The sequence below is a fragment of the Rhizobium sp. AAP116 genome (genome assembly GCF_001295785.1).
In the GTDB taxonomy this organism is placed as follows: domain Bacteria; phylum Pseudomonadota; class Alphaproteobacteria; order Rhizobiales; family Rhizobiaceae; genus Allorhizobium.
This window is the reverse complement of sequence record NZ_LJIB01000028.1, coordinates 1-19,673: the sequence shown is the minus strand read 5'-3', so window position 1 is coordinate 19,673 and position 19,673 is coordinate 1. Positions and strand designations below refer to the sequence as shown.

17 protein-coding genes and 1 tRNA gene are annotated in these 19,673 nt (G+C 63.6%); 8 read left to right on the top strand and 10 right to left on the bottom strand.

What is annotated here, in order from left to right; all coding sequences use genetic code 11:
- The first annotated feature begins 38 nt into the window (after positions 1-38).
- The 4 genes from IP85_RS17415 to IP85_RS17400 are packed head-to-tail and all read left to right on the top strand — an operon-like array spanning position 39 to position 3,634.
- The gene (locus tag IP85_RS17415) at positions 39-950 is read left to right on the top strand and encodes a siderophore ABC transporter substrate-binding protein (protein WP_054150949.1); all 912 of its coding nucleotides are present in this window, start codon (positions 39-41) and stop codon (positions 948-950) included.
- Positions 950-1,927 (top strand): iron chelate uptake ABC transporter family permease subunit, encoded by a 978-nt coding sequence (locus IP85_RS17410; RefSeq protein ID WP_054150948.1) that lies wholly within the window; start codon positions 950-952, stop codon positions 1,925-1,927. The genes IP85_RS17415 and IP85_RS17410 overlap by 1 nt, the downstream gene beginning before the upstream one ends.
- The gene (locus IP85_RS17405; protein ID WP_054150947.1) at positions 1,920-2,864 is read left to right on the top strand and encodes an iron chelate uptake ABC transporter family permease subunit; all 945 of its coding nucleotides are present in this window, start codon (positions 1,920-1,922) and stop codon (positions 2,862-2,864) included. The genes IP85_RS17410 and IP85_RS17405 overlap by 8 nt, the downstream gene beginning before the upstream one ends.
- On the top strand, positions 2,861-3,634 hold the full coding sequence (locus IP85_RS17400; protein ID WP_054150946.1) for an ATP-binding cassette domain-containing protein: 774 nt from the start codon (positions 2,861-2,863) through the stop codon (positions 3,632-3,634). The genes IP85_RS17405 and IP85_RS17400 overlap by 4 nt, the downstream gene beginning before the upstream one ends.
- A 114-nt stretch (positions 3,635-3,748) precedes the next feature.
- On the opposite strand, the gene IP85_RS17395 is transcribed toward IP85_RS17400, so the two are convergent.
- Genes IP85_RS17395 through bcsA form a run of 4 tightly spaced genes read right to left on the bottom strand, consistent with a single transcriptional unit; the run spans position 3,749 to position 11,260 of the window.
- On the bottom strand, positions 3,749-5,647 hold the full coding sequence (locus tag IP85_RS17395; RefSeq protein ID WP_069041920.1) for a hypothetical protein: 1,899 nt from the start codon (positions 5,645-5,647) through the stop codon (positions 3,749-3,751).
- Positions 5,626-6,717 (bottom strand): glycosyl hydrolase family 8, encoded by a 1,092-nt coding sequence (locus IP85_RS17390; RefSeq protein ID WP_054150944.1) that lies wholly within the window; start codon positions 6,715-6,717, stop codon positions 5,626-5,628. Before IP85_RS17390 ends, IP85_RS17395 begins: the two co-directional genes overlap by 22 nt.
- Positions 6,714-9,032 carry a cellulose biosynthesis cyclic di-GMP-binding regulatory protein BcsB gene (locus IP85_RS17385; protein ID WP_054150943.1) on the bottom strand — a complete coding sequence of 773 codons (2,319 nt, stop codon included), beginning with the start codon at positions 9,030-9,032 and terminating at the stop codon, positions 6,714-6,716. The genes IP85_RS17390 and IP85_RS17385 overlap by 4 nt, the downstream gene beginning before the upstream one ends.
- Positions 9,029-11,260, bottom strand: a complete 2,232-nt coding sequence (gene bcsA, locus IP85_RS17380) for a UDP-forming cellulose synthase catalytic subunit (protein ID WP_245280894.1) — start codon at positions 11,258-11,260, stop codon at positions 9,029-9,031. The genes IP85_RS17385 and bcsA overlap by 4 nt, the downstream gene beginning before the upstream one ends.
- 564 nt (positions 11,261-11,824) lie before the next feature.
- Here bcsA and IP85_RS17375 point away from each other — a divergent pair.
- Positions 11,825-12,799, top strand: a complete 975-nt coding sequence (locus tag IP85_RS17375) for a helix-turn-helix domain-containing protein (protein ID WP_054150942.1) — start codon at positions 11,825-11,827, stop codon at positions 12,797-12,799.
- 70 nt (positions 12,800-12,869) lie between these two features.
- Here the strand turns inward: IP85_RS17375 and IP85_RS17370 are convergent, their stop codons facing one another.
- The 3 genes from IP85_RS17370 to IP85_RS17365 all read right to left on the bottom strand — a co-directional run bounded on the left by IP85_RS17370 (position 12,870) and on the right by IP85_RS17365 (position 14,937).
- Positions 12,870-14,570, bottom strand: a complete 1,701-nt coding sequence (locus tag IP85_RS17370) for an ABC transporter ATP-binding protein (RefSeq protein WP_054150941.1) — start codon at positions 14,568-14,570, stop codon at positions 12,870-12,872.
- Positions 14,564-14,710: a hypothetical protein gene (locus tag IP85_RS22240; protein ID WP_156322953.1), complete on the bottom strand. Its 147-nt coding sequence runs from the start codon at positions 14,708-14,710 to the stop codon at positions 14,564-14,566. Before IP85_RS22240 ends, IP85_RS17370 begins: the two co-directional genes overlap by 7 nt.
- Positions 14,711-14,862: 152 nt before the next feature.
- Positions 14,863-14,937: transfer RNA gene (locus IP85_RS17365), tRNA-Gln, on the bottom strand.
- Between the two features lie 170 nt (positions 14,938-15,107).
- Here IP85_RS17365 and IP85_RS17360 point away from each other — a divergent pair.
- Positions 15,108-15,668, top strand: coding sequence for a type 1 glutamine amidotransferase domain-containing protein (locus IP85_RS17360; protein WP_054150940.1), 561 nt, complete (start codon positions 15,108-15,110; stop codon positions 15,666-15,668).
- Positions 15,669-15,746: 78 nt separating this feature from the next.
- Here the strand turns inward: IP85_RS17360 and IP85_RS17355 are convergent, their stop codons facing one another.
- Positions 15,747-16,073, bottom strand: coding sequence for a hypothetical protein (locus IP85_RS17355; protein ID WP_054150939.1), 327 nt, complete (start codon positions 16,071-16,073; stop codon positions 15,747-15,749).
- A 111-nt stretch (positions 16,074-16,184) separates the two neighbouring features.
- On the opposite strand from IP85_RS17355, the gene IP85_RS17350 reads away from it, so the two are divergent.
- Both IP85_RS17350 and IP85_RS17345 read left to right on the top strand, forming a co-directional pair.
- Positions 16,185-17,171 (top strand): hypothetical protein, encoded by a 987-nt coding sequence (locus tag IP85_RS17350; RefSeq protein ID WP_054150938.1) that lies wholly within the window; start codon positions 16,185-16,187, stop codon positions 17,169-17,171.
- A gap of 86 nt (positions 17,172-17,257) precedes the next feature.
- Complete coding sequence (locus IP85_RS17345; protein WP_054150937.1) at positions 17,258-18,193, top strand: DUF1499 domain-containing protein; 936 nt, start codon at positions 17,258-17,260, stop codon at positions 18,191-18,193.
- 180 nt (positions 18,194-18,373) lie between these two features.
- Here IP85_RS17345 and IP85_RS17340 read toward each other — a convergent pair whose 3' ends face one another.
- The gene (locus IP85_RS17340; protein ID WP_054150936.1) at positions 18,374-19,312 is read right to left on the bottom strand and encodes an MBL fold metallo-hydrolase; all 939 of its coding nucleotides are present in this window, start codon (positions 19,310-19,312) and stop codon (positions 18,374-18,376) included.
- Positions 19,309-19,605: a cupin domain-containing protein gene (locus tag IP85_RS17335; protein WP_054150935.1), complete on the bottom strand. Its 297-nt coding sequence runs from the start codon at positions 19,603-19,605 to the stop codon at positions 19,309-19,311. The genes IP85_RS17340 and IP85_RS17335 overlap by 4 nt, the downstream gene beginning before the upstream one ends.
- Positions 19,606-19,673: the final 68 nt, after the last annotated feature.

Here is a 19,673-nt window from a genome sequence, read left to right as displayed (position 1 = left end):
AAACGACGACCACCCGCTTACGTTTCGGAGAGACCAGAATGACCACCCGCTCCTTTACCCGCCGCGCACTGATCGCCGCCGGCCTCACCCTTGCCGCCCTGCCGGCGCTGGCGCTCGATGTCGAGACCTATGCCGGCAAGGTGACCGTCGAGGGCACGCCGTCGAAGGTTGCCGTCTTCGACATTGCCGCCCTTGATACGCTGCTGGCCATCGGCGTGATGCCATCAGGCATTCCGGAAAACCTCTATCTCTCCGAACTCTCCGACCTGAAGGGTAAGGCCGAGGTTGTCGGCGATATCTTCGAGCCCGATCTCGAAGCCTTGAGCGCGCTTGCGCCTGACCTGATCATTGTCGGCGGACGCTCCTCCGGCAAGGAAAAGGAGACGGTGAAAGTCGCGCCCTCGCTCGACATGACCATGGACGGCGTCAATGTGGTCGACCAGGCGCGAGAGCGGGCCTTCACCTATGGCGCGATCCTCGGAAAGCAGGCGGAGGCCGAGAAGGCGGTTGCCGAATTCGACGCAGCGCTCGCCCGCGCCAAGGCCGCCGTTCAGGGCAAGGGCAAGGGGCTGATCCTGATGACCAACGGGCCGAAGATCACCGCTTACGGGATCGATTCCCGCTTCGGCTGGGTGCACAAGGCGCTCGACCTGCCGCCGGCAGTCGAAGATGTCGAAGCCGCCACCCATGGCGAGCCGGTCTCCTTCGAATTCATCGCCAAGGCCAATCCCGACTGGCTGCTGGTGCTCGACCGGGCCGCCGCCATCGGCGCCAATGACCAGAATGCCAAGGCAACGCTCGACAACGCGCTGGTCGCCGAGACCAAGGCCTGGAAGAGCGGCCAGGTGATCTATCTGCCGTCGGCGGATTTCTACATCGCCGCAGGCGGCCTCAAGGCCACCGAACGGGTGCTGGCGACGATCGAGGCCGGTTTCTCCGCCAGCCAGTGATGTCTGCCATCGCTGATACACACCATCGCCGCGTGATGATTGGCGCCTGGCTCTGCCTGGCGCTTCTCGTCATGTTGAGCCTTGCCATCGGCGTGCAGGAACTGTCGCTCTCCGGCACTGACAGTGCGATGCCCTTTGCCGATCTCATGGCCATCAGCCGTCTGCCGCGCACGCTTGCCGCCGTGCTCTGCGGTGCGGGGCTCGCCGTTGCCGGCCAGATCATGCAGACGCTGACGCGCAACCGTTTCGTCGAGCCCTCGACGGCGGGCACCGCCCAGAGTGCAGCACTCGGCATCCTGATCGTGACGCTCTTTCTGCCGGCAGCGGGCCTCGGCGTGAAGGCGCTGGTCGCCAGCGGCTGTGCGCTTGCCGGCACCGCGCTGTTCCTCGCCACCGCCCATCGCCTGCCACCGGAACAGCCGCATCTCGTGCCGCTTTTCGGCCTGGTCTATGGCGGCGTGGTGGGGGCGGCCGTCACCTATGTCGCCTGGCAGACCGATCTCCTGCAATATCTCGACATCTGGACCAATGGCGAATTCTCCGGCGTGCTGAAGGGTCGCTACGAGCTGCTCTTCGTCGCCGTGGTCATCGTCGCGGCGGCGATGCTGATTGCCGACCGGCTGACGATCATGGCGCTCGGCGAGGACCAGGCGACCAGCCTCGGCATCGACTATCGCCGCATGACCCAGATCGGGCTGGTGCTGGTCTCGGTGATGTCGGCGCTCTCGGTCGTCGTCGTCGGGCTCATCCCCTTTGTCGGCCTCGTCGTGCCCAATCTCGTCTCGCGCCTCTCGGGCGACAATCTGCGCGGCACGCTGCCGCTTGTGGCGCTTGGCGGGGCGATCCTGGTTCTCGCCTCCGATATCGCCGGTCGCCTCATGCGCTTTCCTTACGAGATCCCCGTCGGCACGGTGATGGGCGTGATCGGGCCGGCGGTCTTCCTCTGGTTCATCCTCAGGGAGCGCCGCGATGCGTGACCGAATCGTCATTGCTCTCCTCCTCTGTCTGGCGCTCTTGGCCGTCATCGCCTTCATGACGGTCAACCTGCGCGGCAACATCGCTTTTGCGCTGGAGCTGCGCGGCGTCAGGCTTGCGGCGCTGGTGACCGTCGCCGTCGCAATCGCGCTCTCGACCGTCACCTTCCAGACGATCACCGGCAACCGCATCCTCACCCCGTCGATCATGGGCCTCGATGCGCTCTACCAGTTCGGTCAGGCAGCCCTCGTCTTTGCACTTGGCGGGCTGGGTTATGTCTCGCTCTCGCCGCATCTGAAATTCGGCATGGAGGCATCCGCGCTGATGCTGCTGGCCATGGTCATTCTCTGGCCGGCGCTGAAAAGCCGGATGGACCTGACGCTGATGCTGCTCGCTGGCGTCGTCATCGGCGGGCTCTTCCGCAGCCTGACCAGTCTTTTGGCACGCCTGATCGATCCGCAGGAATTCGCCGTGGCGCAGCGGGCGATGTATGCCAACTTCTCCGCGCCGAATACGGACCTGCTCGCCATCGCAGCACTCGTTACACTGTTGGCCGGCGGCTTCCTCTTCTCGCGCCGCCATCTGCTCGACATCGCCGCGCTCGGACGCGACATGGCCATCGGTCTCGGCGTCGACTGGAACCGGGTGGTGCTGCACAATCTGCTCGTCGTCTCGGCTCTGGTCGCCGTTTCCACCGCGCTCGTCGGCCCCGTCACCTTTTTCGGCCTGTTGATCGCAGCGCTTGCCGAGCGGCTGACGTCCTCGCGCCGGCATGCTTCCGTCTTCGTGGTTGCCATGTTGCTCGGCGTGATCGTGCTGGTCGGCGGGCAGACGCTGTTGCAGCACGGGCTTGGCCAGGCCGGCACGCTCTCTGTTGTCGTCGATTTCCTCGGCGGCCTTGTCTTCATCCTGCTTCTGTTTGCGAGGCGCACCCGATGATCGAATTCCAATCCGTCAGCCTCACTCGCGAAGGACAGCGCGTGCTTGAGGGCATCGACCTTGTTCTGCCGAGGGGTGGCCTCACCGCCCTGGTTGGCCCGAACGGGGCTGGCAAATCGACGCTTCTCTCGCTTGCCGCCCGGCTGTTGCCGCTGCAGCAGGGATCCGTCACCATCGACGGACTGCCGGTCGGCGCGACGCCCGGCAAGGTGCTGGCCAAGAAGCTTGCGATCCTCCGACAGGATTCCGGCCCGCCGCCGCGCGTCACCGTGCGCGAAATGGTCGGCTTCGGCCGCTTTCCGCATAGCGGCGGGCGGATGACGACGGAGGATCGCGCCATGGTCGAGGAGGCGCTTGCCCGTTTCGAGCTCGAAGGCCTTGCCAACCGCTCGCTCGACCGTCTCTCCGGCGGCCAGCGACAGCGGGTGATGGTGGCGATGACCTATGCGCAGGGGACTAACTATATCCTGCTCGACGAACCCCTGAACAATCTCGACATGTATCACGCCCGCCAGCTGATGCTGGAACTGCGCCGGCTTGCCGATGAGACCGGCCGCACCATCGTCATCGTGCTGCACGACATCAACCATGCCTCTGCGAGCGCCGACCGGATCATCGCCATGAAGGACGGCCGGATCGCCGCCGACGGGCTGCCCGGTGCGATTATGCGAACCGAGGTGCTGGAGGCGATCTACGGGTTTGAAGTGCCGGTGGTCGAAACGGGCGGCATGCGGCTGGCGCTGCAATATGCCCGGATGGGCCAGGCGTAAGCAGTCATTGGTCCGAAGCGCGCTTTTGTGGACTCCAGCAGATCGGCCGCCGGAAGAGACTTCCCCCGACGGATCGGGGGTTATCATCCGGCGCCCTTGGTCAGGCTTACCCCGTCACTGCGTTTCGACCCTGCCCTTCTTCTCGTCCTTCTTGTTCTTCTGCAGCAGCCAGGTCAGCAGGTCGGGTGTTTCCTTCGGCTTGGCCGGCGGCCGCTTTGCCACAACCCTCGGGCGATAGACCTTGACGTTGTCGAGGGCTGCGAACTTCTCGCCATACTGCTTCTTGATCGATGCGACCCGTCCCCAGTTCTTTGCGCGCGAGGCCAGAACCGCAAGGCCCACGACGCCGCCTTCGGTCGGCTCCCATTCCACCGATTGCTGGAAGAGGCGCGTTGCGTCCTTGGTGGCCTTGTTGTCGAGGCGGTGCCAGGCAAGCGCCTGGGCGCCCAGTGCCGATTTCTGCTCGAAGACATAGGCTTCGAAGGTCTTCAGCTCCTCCTCTGTGGGTACCAGAGGGGTGTCCTGATCGGTGAGGCCGGCCGATAGCAGCTCGATATAGATCTTCTTCAGCTCCGGGGTCTGGGTTGCATATTGGCGGGCCAGCTGAAGCGCTTCGTCGCGATGCTCCATGTTGCGCAGCGTGAGGATGACGCCTTCGATGCTCTTCAGGCTGGTTGTCATGCGCGTGGCGCTGACGAACCAGTGATAGGAGGCCTCCCAGCTTTGCTGGCCATAGTAGAACCAGCCAAACAGCTCCGCATCGGCGGCCGAGAACGAGCGCTGGGCATAGTCGCTGAAGCGCTGCAACTCGTCGAGCGTCAGACCGGTCGCGGCATTGCCCTGAGCAATCTGGCCCATCTTGCGGCGCACGAGATCGAAGGAGACATTGTCGAACTCACCCGTGCCGTCAGGCAGGACAGAGCCGAGGGCGACCAGCGAACGGGTTCCGGCTTCGGGCAGCAGAAGGCTTGCCTTCTGCACCGTCGACAGCCGCTCGCTCGGATCCTCGCAGGTCGTGACGATGTATTTGTAGAGATCGAAGGCACGGGCAAAGTCCCGGGACTGGGCAAGTGCTTCGGCCGTGATCCACATGGTGTTCATCTCGGCACAGACCATCAGCTGCGGCGAGCCCTCGGCCAGGCTGACCACCTGGGCCCAGTTGCGCTGGGCGTGCGAGCGCTCCATCAGCCTGCGGGTTTCGGCCTGGGCCAGCTTGTCGAGGAGTTCCTGGCTAGGCTTCCAGTTGGGGTTCTCGCTCTGCAGCCTCGCCATCTCCGTGCGGACGCGCACATAGTCGCCGCTCCCGAAGATATCCCAGAGCGGCTGTTCGGAGATGTTGTTCGGAGCGTCAAACAGATCCTCCGGCGCATCCCAGTTGGGATAGAGAGCCTTCAGGCGGCGCAGCTCCGCGCCAAGACGTTTCAGGTCGCGTGTCTGGGCATAGTAACGCAGCGCCGTGTCATCGACCTCGGGCCGGGTCGCAACCACGGGCTCCTCGGTCTGCTGGCTGAGGCGGGCGATCTGGAGCTCGACACTGTCGCGACGCGATACCGCTGCGGGCGCCTGGGCGCTGACGGCGACGGGCGCCGGCTGAACAGCCGGTCTTTTCGCCGCTGTCGCCTGGCTCGGCCCAAACGGGTTTTCACCCGGCGCGACATCGCGGATCACAGGTGAGGCAGCCTGCGGCGCCATGGCCATGGGGGTTGTCGGCTCCGGCATAGGGGTGGGCAGAACGATCTGGGCGGCAGCCGGTGCGACGGGCATCACCGGCTGCGGCGCTGCGATGGTCGGCGGCACGACGGGCGGAAGGGTCGGCGCCGCGACCGGCGCGAAGCTCGGCATCGCCGGCTGGACGCCAGCTGGCACGGAGACGTTGGACAGCACCACGCCGCCCGGAACGACAACGCCCATGGCCGGGAAGTTGTTGAACCCATCTCCCGTGGCCTGGCTGATCGGGATGGTGATGCAGGCGCCGAGAAGAAGGGCAGTCTTCAGGGGAAATCGGTCAAACATGTGGGATACCTTTCAGCGATCGCCATGAGGCTGAGCACATGGAGCGTGGCGGGGTAGTAGTCTTGGGAGCTGAAGTCAGAGAGAAGGGCGACATCGGGACGTCGGCCCAGGCTGCATTCGACGAGGCCGGCGACGGCCTGGTAGCCGGGGCCGGGCATTGGGGCGAGACGCGTGGCGGTTGAAAGCTCGACGACGGACATGGAGGCTTGACCGAACTGCTTCCAGTGGGCGGCAAAGACCTCGAGAATGTCCGGGTAGTCGCGCGAATACCAGGCCAGATAAAGCGGAACGCGGATTGCATCATAGCCGAACTGCGAGGGGTAGCCGCTTGCCGGACGTGGCGTCTCGCCCGAGAGAGACACCCAGTCCGCCGGCAATCTTGCCGGACCGAAGCGGGCCTCGCGCAGCAGACGCACACCGCTGTCCATGAGGGCTGCGGAGGGGAAACGGTTCGACAAACGTCCGAGATCGACGATCGCCGGAAATATCCAGTAGGCCATGTTGACCACCGGACCGTCCGCCTGGTCGTTTTCTCCGAAACCCTGAACACCGGGCAGGATAACGAGGCCGTGTGCCGTGTCGATCGCGGTCCGGGCGATGATGGCGTCTGAAATCCGCCGGGCCTCGCGCTGCAGGTCGGCATCGCCCCAGCGCTTCCCGGCCCGCATCAGCGCCCAAGCGATGAGCAGGTCGCCATCGGTCGCGTTGTTGCGATCCGTGATCGGCGGCATCTGCGTCGGATCCCAGCGCCAGGCGGCGAGACCGTCCTCGCGGACGAAGAGGTTGGCCTTCGTCCACTGCCAGATGCGATCGAAGCCGTCACGATCGTCAGCCGCCTCGGCCATCAGCATGCCATAGCCCTGGCTCTCGCTGTGGCTGATGCCACCGGCCCGGTTGTCGACCACCCGCCCCTCTTCGGTGAGGAAGTTGTGGCGGTAGACCAGCCAGGCGCCGGCGGCGAGATCGGCTGCAACATTTTCCTCCGGCTGCGACCGCACCATCGTTGCGGCACCCGTAAACAGGGAGCAACCCAACAGCAGAAGCGACAGGAGACGCGTGCGTGTCTTCACGATTTCCGTCCCTGCCGAAGAACGACGAAGGTCGACGCGCCGAGAAGGATTGCGGCGAGGATCTGCGCAATGGTGAACTCCCGGGCATTGTTGGAGAACCAGCCGGCCACGATCAGGCGGCCGTTCTGCAGGCTGAGCGGTTTCGTCTCATAGAGACGCTCATGGGCCGCCATCTTGCGCTCGACGAAGGTCCCGTCACCCTTGAGGGCGTTGACAGAGCCGCCGAGACGACCCCAGACATCGGCCTCAACGAGGCTTCTCAAGCCGTCTGAAAGCAGAGCCGGATCCCGAACGGCGACCACAGTCCAGGCATCCCTGTCGTTGACGAGACGCTGGGCGACCAGCATGTCTGCTTCGCCGCTGACCTGGTAGACGGCGTCGGCTGAGAGGACATTGCTGTCTTCGACGAGACCGAGCTGAGCGGCCTGGATGCGGATGCGGGTGCTGATCCCATCGTAAAGATTGTTGGTTCCCTCCCGCAGGCGGGCAACGAGAGACGTCGGCCCCGGTTCGTCCACCGTCACCGGCGTGCCGTCGACGGAGAGTGCGGGGGCGGCCACTTCGACCGGCGCGCCGCTCGGATCCGCAGAAGTCTGATCGATCGAAAGGCTCAGATCGCTCGCGATCGGATTGAGGTTGATCCCGAGATCCGACTGCAATTGGCCGGAAAAACCGGAGAAGGTTCCGAAGGCCAGCAGCGACCCCTGGCGGTCCAGCGGCCAGCCCGAGGTGACCGAAACGGGGCTGACCTCGCGCGACACATAGGCCATCTTGGCGAGGAAGGTGCCGGCTGCACCAAGAACAGCGTTGTCCATGTTTTCGACGTAGAGCGGCATGGCCGCATCGTCGTCAAAATCCGCCTTGCCGGCGGAGACCACCGCGAGATCCGGGGCGTGGCCGATCTGGGCGAAAGCCGGGATATTGAGGGTGCTGTCACCCTTGATGAAGAAGCGCGCGGTGGTGTTGCCGAGGGTCGAGGGGTCGCAGACCATATCGGACGCCGCATGCAGCTCCGCCTCGAACTCGATGACATTGTAACCGGGTCTCAGCTTGTCCAGCGGGATCGGCAGGACCTGGCCGTCGATGCGGCCTGAGCGCGCCTCGCCGAGGCGGATATTGGCGACGGTGTCACCGTTTGCGCGGATGACCATCTGGGCCGTCGGCGAAAGACCGGCGGCGTATTCGGCATTCAGTTTCAGGTTCGCGGCACCATAGTCACCCGGATAGAAGTCCGCCGGAAGGCTGAAGGCGATCGCCTGCTGGAAATGGCGGCCGGCGAAGGGACGGGCGACGAAGCCGAGTTCGGCCAGGGTGTTTGCGCTGCCGGATTCGAGCAGGCGTCCCCGACGATTGCCAAGCGCGCGACGTCCCTGGGGCGAGCCGTCGGTCACTTCCGTCTGGGCACGCAGGGTAAAGTCCCGGATCGTGCTGACGAGTTCATCGGCGGTACGGGCTGCCACCACCATGCGGCTCCGGCCCGTGGCCGGATCGATGTCGAACTCGACGCCGGACTGCTGCGGGACAACACCGATCAGGTCGCGCACCGTACCGAAGGTGCCGACCACTAGATCGATGCCGGGACCGGAGCCGGCACTGCTGCCGACGGTGACCACCGGACGATCAAAATGGCCGAGGATCGAGAGCGCCTGCACGACGGCAAAGGTACGGTCGATATCTTCGCCGGCAGCACCGCGGGGGATCAGGCCGTTGATGGCGGCATGACCATTGACGTCGCGGCTATAGGCGAGAAGCGTCGAGACATCGCTCGGATCGTCCTTGGCGTTGCGGGTGAAAACGAAGCCGCTGCGGGCAGGATCGATCTGGGTCCACAATTCATAGGTCGCCTCGACCGAGCAATCGACGCGATGCGACTGGTCCATCAGCACGGTCACGGCATTGTAGCCGGGCTGAAGAAGCCCCTTCGGCAGCTCGAGCTCGACCTGATGGGCGTCACCGGACTTCAGGTTGACCGACCCGATATCCCGGTCGTTGACGAAGATGCGCATCGCAGAGCGTTCCGGCGCGACCGAGATCGCCGTCTGCAAAGTCAGGATCAGCTTGGCCGAGCCCGTCATTTCCGAGGGCAGCACGACGAAAGGATATTCGCGATTGGCGGTCTCGCCGGTGAAGAACAGGTCCTGCTTGTCTGCAATCAGACGGCGGATTTGGCCCTCGTCCTGGAAATATTCCTTGGCTTCGGTCTCAACCTTGACCTGCGGTGCCAGAACGAAGCCGGCGGAGGTGGATGCAGCGGACGGCGAGGCTGCGAAGAGCAGACCGACGGTCGCCAGCGAAGAGAGGTGTTGCCTGATCATTCTCCGGCCTCCTGGTGACGGACCGGGGCAGCGGCCAGGGCCGCACCGGCAAGAGGTTTCAGTCTCTGCGGCTCGGCCTTGTCGGCCGGCTTGCCACCGAGCGCGACGCCGATCGCGGCGAGCGGGCACATGATCGCCCAGCGCAGGATGCGGATGCTGCCGGCGATCATGCTCTTTGGGCGCTGGCGCAGGGCACGCTGTTCCCGGACCACCGACATGTCGTGCATCAGCAGTTCCGCGATAATCGGGAAGTGATAGGGCTCGGCATCGAAGCGCAGTGCAATCGCGCCGTCTTCGTCGGGTGCTCCGCCGGCAATGCTGACGGGCAGCGAGGTGACGAGCATGGTGGAGGAGACGTTGAGCAGCTGGAGGCGGCCGTATTCGCCCTTGCGCAACATGCGGGAGGCGCCCTGTGCCGGGATGAGCTTGGCACCCTTGGCGGAAGCCTCGGTGATTGCCCCGCGCAGCACGGTCTCGCCGAACTGCAACTCGACATTGGTGCGCAGCGGCAGCTCGACGCCGGCGAGGTCCTGGCTGCGTTCGGTGACGACGCCCAGCGCACAGCCGGCGATCATCAGGTTCATCCAGTTCCAGGCACCGACGATCAGGAGCAGGCTCGAGATCTCGGGCTCGGTGTTGTAGCGATAGGCCGCGACAAACAGCGTGAAGCACAGGATGCCGAAGATGATGAAGTAGGGCAGCGAGAGTTCAGAAAGGCGGTCCTGCTTCAGGGAGACGCCCTTGGCGGTCACCTTGAAGGTCGGGCTCTTCGGCTTCAGGAGCACGCTGATGATCGCCTGGAACAGATAGACCGACTGCACATATTCGTAGAGCTCGGAAATCCAGGGCCAGCGAACGCTGCCATAGAGGTAGCTGCGAACCATTTCCCCGACGATCAGATACATGACCGTATAGGCGAAGAAGTCTTCGAAGGACGCGACGAAGATCTTCATGTCGAAGAGGATGAAGAGCAGCGGGGCGACGAAGAAGACGGCGCGCACGAAGGGGAAGAACCAGAAGAGCGAGCTCGAGATATAGCTCAGGCGCTGCGGCAGGGAGAGGCCGCGCTTGAAGAGCGGGTTCTTGAGCATCAGGATCTGCACCATGCCCTGACACCAGCGGGAACGCTGGCCGACGAAGCTGGCGAAGGTTTCCGGCTGCAGGCCCGAAATCAGCGGCTTGTCGATATAGAGGCTGTTCCAGCCGCGGGCGTGAAGCTCGAGGGCGGTCTCGCAATCCTCGGTGATGGTGATGCCCGAAAAGCCACCGACCTCTTCCAGAGCCTCACGGCGCAGGACAGCGGCCGATCCGCAGAAGAAGGAGGCATTCCAGCGGTCGAGGCCCTTCTGGATCTTGCCGTAGAACATCTCGTTCTCGGACGGCATGCGGCCGAAGGTACCGAGATTGCGCTCGATCGGATCCGGGTTGGAGAAGAAGTGCGGCGTCTGGACGAGGAACAGGCGCTCGTCCTCCAGGAAGTAGCCGACGGTCTCGCGCAGGAAGTTGCGTTCCGGAGCATGATCGGCGTCGAAGACGACGACAAGATCGGCATGGGTGCGCCAGAGTGCGGCATTCAGATTGCCGGCCTTGGCATGCACGTTCTCCTGACGGGTCATGTAGACGGCGCCGAGGTCGCTGCAGAGATCCTTGAGGATTGCCGCGCGCTCCTTCGCCTGGGCTGCGGCGACCGGATCGTCGGCATTGCGCTTCTGATCGGTGCCGCCGTCGTCGAGGAGATAGACGGTGAACTTGTCCGAGGGATAGTCCATCGCCCTGGCTGCCGCCACGGTGAGCGCCAGGATCTCGCGATCTTCATTGTAGGTGGGGATGAAGACGTCGACGGTCGGGCTCTCGTCGTCGGCCAGCTGCGGCGCCCGCGGGCGATCAATCGGATCGGCGACGACGAAGAGGCTGATGCCGAGCATCAAGATGCAGTACATCTCGGCGGCGTAGAGAATGACACCGGGAATGAAGGAATAGAGATCCTCCAGCGGCGGCAGGGTGCTCGTCGTGCGCCAATAGGCATATTGCAGGATCACGACGCTCGCCAGCGCCAGGAAGATGTGGCGCCAGAAGCCATCGAGCTTCAGCAGCATGATGGCGCCGAGAAGGGCGATCACGATGATGGAAAGGTTGAAGCGCGCGGCATGGCCGACGGGCTGGGCGATCAAAACGAACATCGCCACGACGATGGCCAACCAGGTTGCATAGCGAAGCAAATCTCGCACGGGCTCGGACTCCTCATGAGTTCAATCGTCGATTGACCCGGGATGGCCCTGCCCGCTTCGCCGCGCTCTCGAATGCGTCCTCGAATTGAGACACGTCAAGCAAGATGGGGAAGCGGCAAGACCCGAAAGGTTAATCTTGACTTAACGTTAGGAGCCGTTCGCGGAGAATGGGAAGTGCAGTGTGTCACTGACTTGCGCAGTTGTCGGAATCTTGTCGCAAAATGTCCGAATAGTTGCGGTGCAACATAGAATTCACACGCCGACACCATGCAATTAATAACCAAAAAAGGTCTGCAGCGCCATTCAAATTGTCATATATTATTTGTTATAACCGGACTCGAAGTCATCAACGAAATCCAATGCAACAACACATCAATACAATTTGGTTTATACTGATACCATAATCCGCAAATAATCATACTGACTAGTTTTTAGACATTCCTAGGTCAAAATTTGTTCATAAATTCGCATTTTTCATCAAGATGAGCACATTACGACCATTGGCGCCCTAAGGACCGGACAGCGATGCGGACAGTGATGATTGTGCTGCGCAGCAATTGCGGAATGTTAGATCTGGCGTCCTTCGTCGAGGCACTTCGGTCAGCACGCGACCCGAATGGCGAAGCATCCTATCTGCTCACGACCTGCGCCTATGGGCAGGACAGCCTTCAGGCCGAGGAGCCCTGGATCAGGGTCCAGGCCGCCCATGACATCACCAGCGCGCCCCTGGACATTGATACGCTGATCCTGCCGAACTCCTCGGTGAGCGACCTGCAGGATCAGGATCTCGAATGCAGCGTATTTCTCGCCCGGCGCGGCAAGTCGATCCGCCGGATTGTGGCACTCGGAAACGGCGTCCTTTTGGCTGCTGCCGCCGGGATGACGCGCGGACAGACCGTGGCGGCGGACAGCGCGGTCGAGGAACGTCTCGCGACGCTCTGCGACCAGACGATCGTCGACGCCAATTACGATCTGCACAAGAGCGGCAAGATCTGGAGTGCACGCGGGCCGGCCGTCGGGCTGTCGCTCGCTTTGGCCCTCATCGAGGAAGACCTTGGCCATGAGGCGGCGATGGATGTCAGCCAGCGTTTTGCCGACCGGTTTCCGGACATGCGTCCTCGCTTCGCCAATGGCGGCACACATCTGGTGCATGGCGATCGACGCAGCCCGGTCGAGCGTATCCAGGAATGGGTAATCGCAAACCCCTCGGCCGACCTCACCGTCAGCCGACTTGCCAGCATGGTCGCGATGAGTGAGCGCACCCTGTCACGCGCCTTCAAGCAAAGGACCGGCCAGACGGTGGGTGATTTCGTGCTGTCCGTCCGCTTGGCCTATGCCCGTGAAATGCTCCGGTCAGGGGAGCGCAAGATCAAGGATGTCGCGCGCCTCGCCGGCCTTGGCAGCCAGACAAACATGCGCCAGCTGTTCGTCAGCCGCTATGGACGTCCGCCTTCGGAATTTCGCAAGATCGAGGCGGAACCGGCGATCGACGACGAGCGAGCGGCGCCCCTGGGCGTAGCATTATCAGCCCGCATTTGAACGCCTGATCGACTGCCACGCGCGCCGCAGCCTATCGGAACTGATGTGCCGGGCGCCTGCCCTTTGTCCATCAGGCCGCAAGCTTTGCGCAGGCGCCCTGCCGCTTCATCAGTTCGGCATGGTTGCCGACTTCGACGATGCGGCCCTGCTGCATGACGACGATGCGATCGGCATTGCGGATGGTGCCAAGCCTATGGGCGACGACAAGCGTCGTGCGGCCCTTGGACAGCTCCTCCAGCGCAGACTGGATCTCGCGCTCCGTCGTGCTGTCCAGCGCTGACGTCGCTTCGTCGAGCAGCAGGATCGGCGGATCCTTGAGGAAGGCGCGGGCAATCGCCACACGCTGTTTCTGGCCGCCGGACAGCATGATGCCGCGCTCGCCGACGATGGTGTCGAGGCCCTCGGGAAGGTTTTCCAGCATGGTCGAGAGCTGGGCCCGGCGGCAGGCCTCCAGCACCTCGTCGTCGCTTGCACCGATGCGACCATAGACGATGTTTTCCCGCAGCGTTCCACCAAACAGGAAGACATCCTGCGAGACGAGGCCGATCTGGCGACGCAGGCTCTCGACGGTCATGTCCGGCAGAGCCAGACCGTCGATGGTGATGGTGCCCGAGGTCGGCTCGTAGAAGCGCGGCAAAAGCGACAGAAGCGTCGATTTGCCGGCACCGGACTCGCCGACGAAGGCGATCGTTTCCCCCGGCCTCACATGCAGCGAAATGTCGTGCAACACGGGGCGGCCGGGCGTGAAGGCAAAGGTGAGGTTGGAGAAGGCGATTTCGCCGCTGAGCGTCGAGACCGGGCGGGCGTTCGGGCTGTCGGTGATCTCCGGTTCGGTTGCGAGCAGATCAAGGTAACGACGGAAGCCGGCGATGCCGCGCGGATAGGTTTCGATGACGGCGCTGATCTTGTCGAGCGGGCGGAAGAAGACGCCGACCAAAAGCAGGAAACCGACAAAGCTGCCGGTCGTCATGGCGCCCGAGAGCACATAGGCCGAGCCGATCACCATGATCACCACCTGGACGAAGCGCATGCCCATGTAGTGCAGGGAGGACGAGGCGGCCATCACCTTGTAGGCGTCGAGCTTGGTCTTGCGGTAGCTGGCATTGTCTTTGGCAAAGAGTTTCCGCTCATGATCTTCATTCGCATAGGCCTGGACGACGCGAATGCCACCGATCGTTTCTTCCAGGCGCACATTGAAGGCGCCAATGCGGCCATAGATCTCCTGCCAGGTGCGGGTCATGCGGCTGCCATAGATCGAGACGATAGCAACCGTGCCCGGCACGATGAGGGCCGTGACCAGCGCGAGTTCGACATGCATGTTGAGCATCAGGATGAAGGCGCCGACAAAGGTCATGATGGCGATGAAGAGATCTTCTGGCCCGTGATGGGCGACCTCTCCCACTTCTTCTAGGTCACGCGTGACGCGGGCGACCAGCTTGCCGGTGCGGGCCGTATCATACCAGCGCCAGGAGAGCGTCGTCAGATGCTCGAAGGCCCTGGCGCGCATCGCCGTCTCGATATTGATGCCGAGCTTGTGACCCCAATAGATGACGATTGCCATCAGGGCTGCATTGACGACATAGATCGCGAGCAGGCCGGCGGCGGCAATCAGCGTCAGCGTCCAGTTGCCGGTCGGCAGCAGCCTGTCGATGAAAGCGGTGACGGCGAGCGGGAAGGCAAGCTCCAGCAGGCCAGAAACAACGGCACAGGAAAAATCCAGCCAGAACAGACCTTTCCACGGGCGGTAATAGGCGAAAAACTGTTTCAGCATGCGATGATCCTGCAATGGTCCATGGCACCCGCAAAGGGCACTGGCAAGCGGCCGGGACGTGTCACCTCATCCATGGCAAGACCCGGGACGCGCGACAAGGCTTCCAGCGGCTTCAGCGCGCCGGATGTGCCGTTGAGCACAACCTTTCCGTTTCAGTCAAGTTTAGACGGCTTGTGCATGATCCCGCGCAGAATGAAGGGTCACGACAAGTATGGACAGGCTGCGTGGCATGACGGACGCGCGAGCCGCAACCGCAGTACGTATATCACTTTTAAAAGACCGCCTGTGGATATGGCTGGGGCGCCAGGATTCGAACCTGGGAATGCCGGTACCAAAAACCGGTGCCTTACCGCTTGGCGACGCCCCAACGGAGTTGCAGGCGGAAAGATGCGCTGCAAATCGCGGCCTGATTAGCAAAGCGAAAGCCGGGCGGCAACACCTTCGGAAGGAGGAACGTGCGTTTTTCCCGGAACGATGCTGCGGCCACGTCGTTTCCTTTTCATCCCCAACGAGAAAAACCAATGAAAAGGACATCCCATGCCCTCCATCACATCCGCCCGCATCCTTATCCTCGCCACCCATGGCTATGAGCGCTCCGAGCTGCGCGTGCCGCTGGAACAGCTCTCCGCCAAGGGTGCCAAGGTCAAGATCACCTCGCTCGAAAAGGCGCCGATCAAGAGCTGGGACGAGAACAACTGGGGCGACACTGTCGATGTCGATCTCACCCTCGACGAGGTGGAAATCGATGATTTCGATGCTCTGGTCATTCCGGGCGGCCAGATCAATCCCGACCTCCTGCGCAAGGAGCAGAAGGCCGTCGACGTGGTGAAGACTTTCGTCAATTCCGGCAAGGCCGTTGCTGCCATCTGTCACGGCCCATGGCTTCTGATCGAGGCCGGTGCCGTCAAGGGCCGCAAGGCGACCTCCTTCCCCTCGATCAAGACCGACATGATCAATGCCGGTGCCGACTGGCGCGATGAGGCCGTGGTCACGGATCAGGCTATCATCACCTCGCGCAATCCCGGCGATCTCAATGCCTTCGTGGCGAAGATCGTCGAGGAGATCGAGGAAGGCCGGCATCAGCGCCGCGCCGCCTGATCGCGTCTGCCAGACAACACGAGAGACCCGGCGGGCAACCGCCGGGTTTTTTGTGTTATGCCTGTGCTCACGGCATCTTCAGCCCGGAACCGAGGGCACTTCGCGCTTCAGGTCCGGCTCGTCGTGGATGAAGGTGAGCTGCAGCGTTGCCATACGCTCAATAGCGGGATCGCTGAAATCACCTGGCCCCTCTGGTGGCCCAACGGAAATGCCGCCCTCTTCCAATACGTCGATCAGCGTGCCAAATGCGCCGGCCGGAAGCGTCATCCGGATCGTGTTCATCAGGTTCGAATACATGCGCGTGTCGTCGATCCAGCCGCCGAGGCGGTTGACGGTGTCAAAGACGAAACTCGTTGCGGCCTTGCGCTCGACGCGCGTGACGGCCGTCAGCATGACGATGGCCATGGCCCGGACCCTCCCTCTCACGAGAGAGTGCAGCGGCAAGCGGTGACAAATCAAGCCTCGTGTGAAATAGGCTGAGGGCTGCGGCTTGCCGCGCAAGCTCGGACCCTGGACATGAAGAAGCAGAAGCAGCCACACAGGAAAACGGGGCGGGTTGTCGCGAAGAGCGGGCCTTCAGGGGCCGTCCGCAGCGTGGCTCATGGCGAGGGCAGCGGCGCGGCGATCCGCGACCCGGCCACCGTCAACGGCGCCGAGGGCAAGGCGAGCGCTGCTGCCGAACGCTTCCGCGCCGGAGTTCGCACGCCTGGCTTCCGGATCGCCTTATCGGTATTTCTCGCCGGTGTTCTCACGGTTGCAGGTTCGCTTGCCATTCCGCATGAATTCGCCTTCTTCGAGCTCGGCTATCTCTTCACGCTGTCGATCTATGATCTGGTTCTGGCCATGCTTGGCCTGTCAGTCGCCATCGGCATGGCCGAGCGGCGAGGCGAGGTCGTCTCGATTGTCTTCGCCTTTCTTGGCGTGATCACGCCGATGCTCCTCTTCTTCGACCCGATCTTCAGCGCCATCCTGCAGAGCCCGCTCGGGCACGAGCTCTTCCTGATCGCACCCATCGCCGTGATGCTGTCCGGCGTGGTCCTGTGGCTGCCGGCGCGGGTGCGCCGGATTGCAGCCCCGCTTGCGGCCGCTGTCGTCGGCTTCTCCTTCGCGCTGTTCATCGGGCTCGACGACTTCGGCATCGGCATCAAGGAATTCGCTTTCGCCGCCGTGCTCGGCGCGCTGTGGATCCTCGTCATCCCCGGCTTGATGCTGGGCCCGTTCCGCGGCGCCTGGCTCACCATCCCGGCACGGATCATCGGTTCCTGGCTGATGGTGATCGCGGTCATCGTTACCGTCTCGCTCTACGTGCCGCTTTCACCCGATGCACCGCCGCTGCCCGAGCTGCTTGACGACCAGTCGCTTGCGCCGCTCGATCCGGCGGTCGAGGACGGGCTTACGGAGGCGCCAGAGAGCTTCGACAGTCCAGTCGACGACAACGCCATTCCGCCACCGGAGTTCGGCGACAATCCGCTTCTCGGCGGCCGGCGCAACGGTGAGCCGTGAGGCGAAGCAGACCGCATTGCCAGTCGACGCCTTCCACGTCAGCCGTTACAAGCGGTCAGTGTCGCCTCTGATTCCGGTAGATCCTGATGCATATCCGCTATGACCGTCCGGTGTCCCGTTCCGCCTTTCTCGCGCGACGGCTGGCGCTGTTTTCGCTCGGCTTGCTGCTGATCGTCGTGCTGGCGCATCGCTTCGGGCCGCTCTCGACGCCGGATTTCGTGCTTTTGGTGCTGGCAGCTGCCGTGCCGGCGGCGCTTGCCGTTCCGCTTGCGCTTCTCGGCCTTGCCCGGCTCTGGCAGATCGGTGCGCTCGGGGGCGTGGCTTCCGCCTGGGCGCTGATCTATGCGGCCGTGCCGCTCGCCCTGCCCGGCTATGGCTACTACCTCTATGTCACCAAGCCGAAACTGACCGAGGTTTCGACCGATCTCGCCGATCGGCCGGCCTTCGTGTCCCTGCCGGATGCGCCGCAAAATCTCTTGCCCCGCCCTGCCCTGCCTGACAATGCCGGCGAGGCGCAGCTTGCCGCCTATCCGGGTTTGAACGGCCGGCGCTATGAAGGGGCAATCGACCGCGTCTATGAGGCGGTGCGCAAGGTGGCGGGCGAAAACCGGCTGGTGGTGACGGCAAGCCGGGGCGAGGAATATGGCCTGCCGGCGCTGGAACTGCGGCCGACGACGGAAGTCCCGGTCGAGGAGGAAGCCCAGGGCGCAGCACCCGCGTCCCAGGACGCGCTGCCGGAAAGCGGGCCGCTGCCGACCGCGCGCCCCGAGCCGAGCCTGCTCGTGCCACTGGATGACGGCGAACCGGAGGGGACGGCCCGGCTGCAGTTTGCCACCCGCACGCTGGTGCTTGGGCTGCCCTTTGATGCCGTCGTGCGGCTTCGCGAAGAAGCGGAGATGACGCTCGTCGACATCCGCGTCGCCTCACGCTACGGGCCGCATGATCTGGGGATCAGCGATGAGATTGCCGAGGGCTTTCTGCATGCGCTGGATGCGGAGCTTCTGGGGATTGCCGGGAACTGAGGCTGGCCCTGTGCCGCTTGGCACCCCCTCTGGCCTCCTGAGCTTGTCGAAGGGCGGCCATCTCCCCCACACGGGGGGAGAGCGGAAAACGCCGGCGCTGCCGCACCCTCCACTCTCCCCACCTGTGGGGGAGATGTCGGCGCAGCGGACAGAGGGGGCAAGCCGAAGGCTCATGACCTCTCAAGCCGGCCGATACTCTCCCGACAGCTTCGCCGGACCGTCCGTAGCGATCAGGCCCTTCTCCACGAGGTCCTCGAGATGGGCGAGCACTGAAAGGGCGGCTGCCCCATGCAGGCGGGCATCGGTGGTGGCGTAGATGACCTTGACCATGTCCGATATCCGGCGATCGCCTTGTCGAATGCGCTCCAGCACGGCGCGCTCGCGCATCAGACGATGGGTGCGCAGTGCCCGGACGAAAGCGCGGGGCTCGCTGACCGGACCGCCATGGCCGGGCAGATACAGGCGGTCGTCACGCGTGAGCAGCCGGTCGAGCGAGGCCATGTAATCGCTCATCGCACCATCGGGAGGGGCGACGATCGAGGTGGCCCAGGCCATGACGTGATCGGCGGAAAAGAGGATGCCGGTGTTATCAAGCGCAAAGGCTGCGTGGTTGGCGGTGTGGCCGGGGGTATGCACGGCGGTGAGCTTCCAGCCATCACCTTCGACGGTCTCGCCGTCGGCAAGGGCAAGGTCGGGGACAAAATCGGTGTCGGAGCTTTCGGCGAAGGGGTTCACCTCGCCTTCAAAGAGCGGACGCGACGGGCGATGCGGGCCTTCGGCGACGATGATCGCGCCCGTCGCGTCCTTTAGCCGACGGGCGAGCGGGGAATGGTCGCGATGGGTGTGGCTGACGGCGATATGGGTGACCTCACGGCCCTCAAGCGCTGCCATCAGCGCCTCGAAATGGGCTTCATTGTCGGGACCGGGATCGATGACGCAGACGGATTTCTGACCGACGATATAGGTGTTGGTGCCGTGGAATGTGAAAGGGCTCGGATTGGGCGCTGTGAGACGCTCGACGCCGTCTGCCACGGGCACCGCCACGCCATGCTGCGGCTCGAAGGCGGTAACGAATTGCGGCACCGGCTGATCGCCAGCCGGATCTTCCGTCTTACTCATTTATACTCGATCTCGATGAAACTCATCGGCTGGTCGCCGCCATTGATGACATTATGCTCGACGCCGGCATCCCGCCGATAGGCCTCGCCGGCCTTCGACGTCACGCGGCGCTCGCCTTCGGCATCCTCGATCAGGAAATGGCAATCGGTGAGCGGTACGACAACATAGCCGAGGCCATGGGTGTGATGCCCGGTTGCGGCGCCTGGTTCGAAATCCCAGCGGGTGATGCGGGTGACGGCATCGTCGAGGACCACGGTCGGGATGGCGGGTGGGCGGGCGGAATAGCCGGGCATGGGTTGGGACTCCGGAGGAAATGAGGGCTCAACCTAGCCCGTGGGGGTGGTGGGGGCAATTGGGGGAT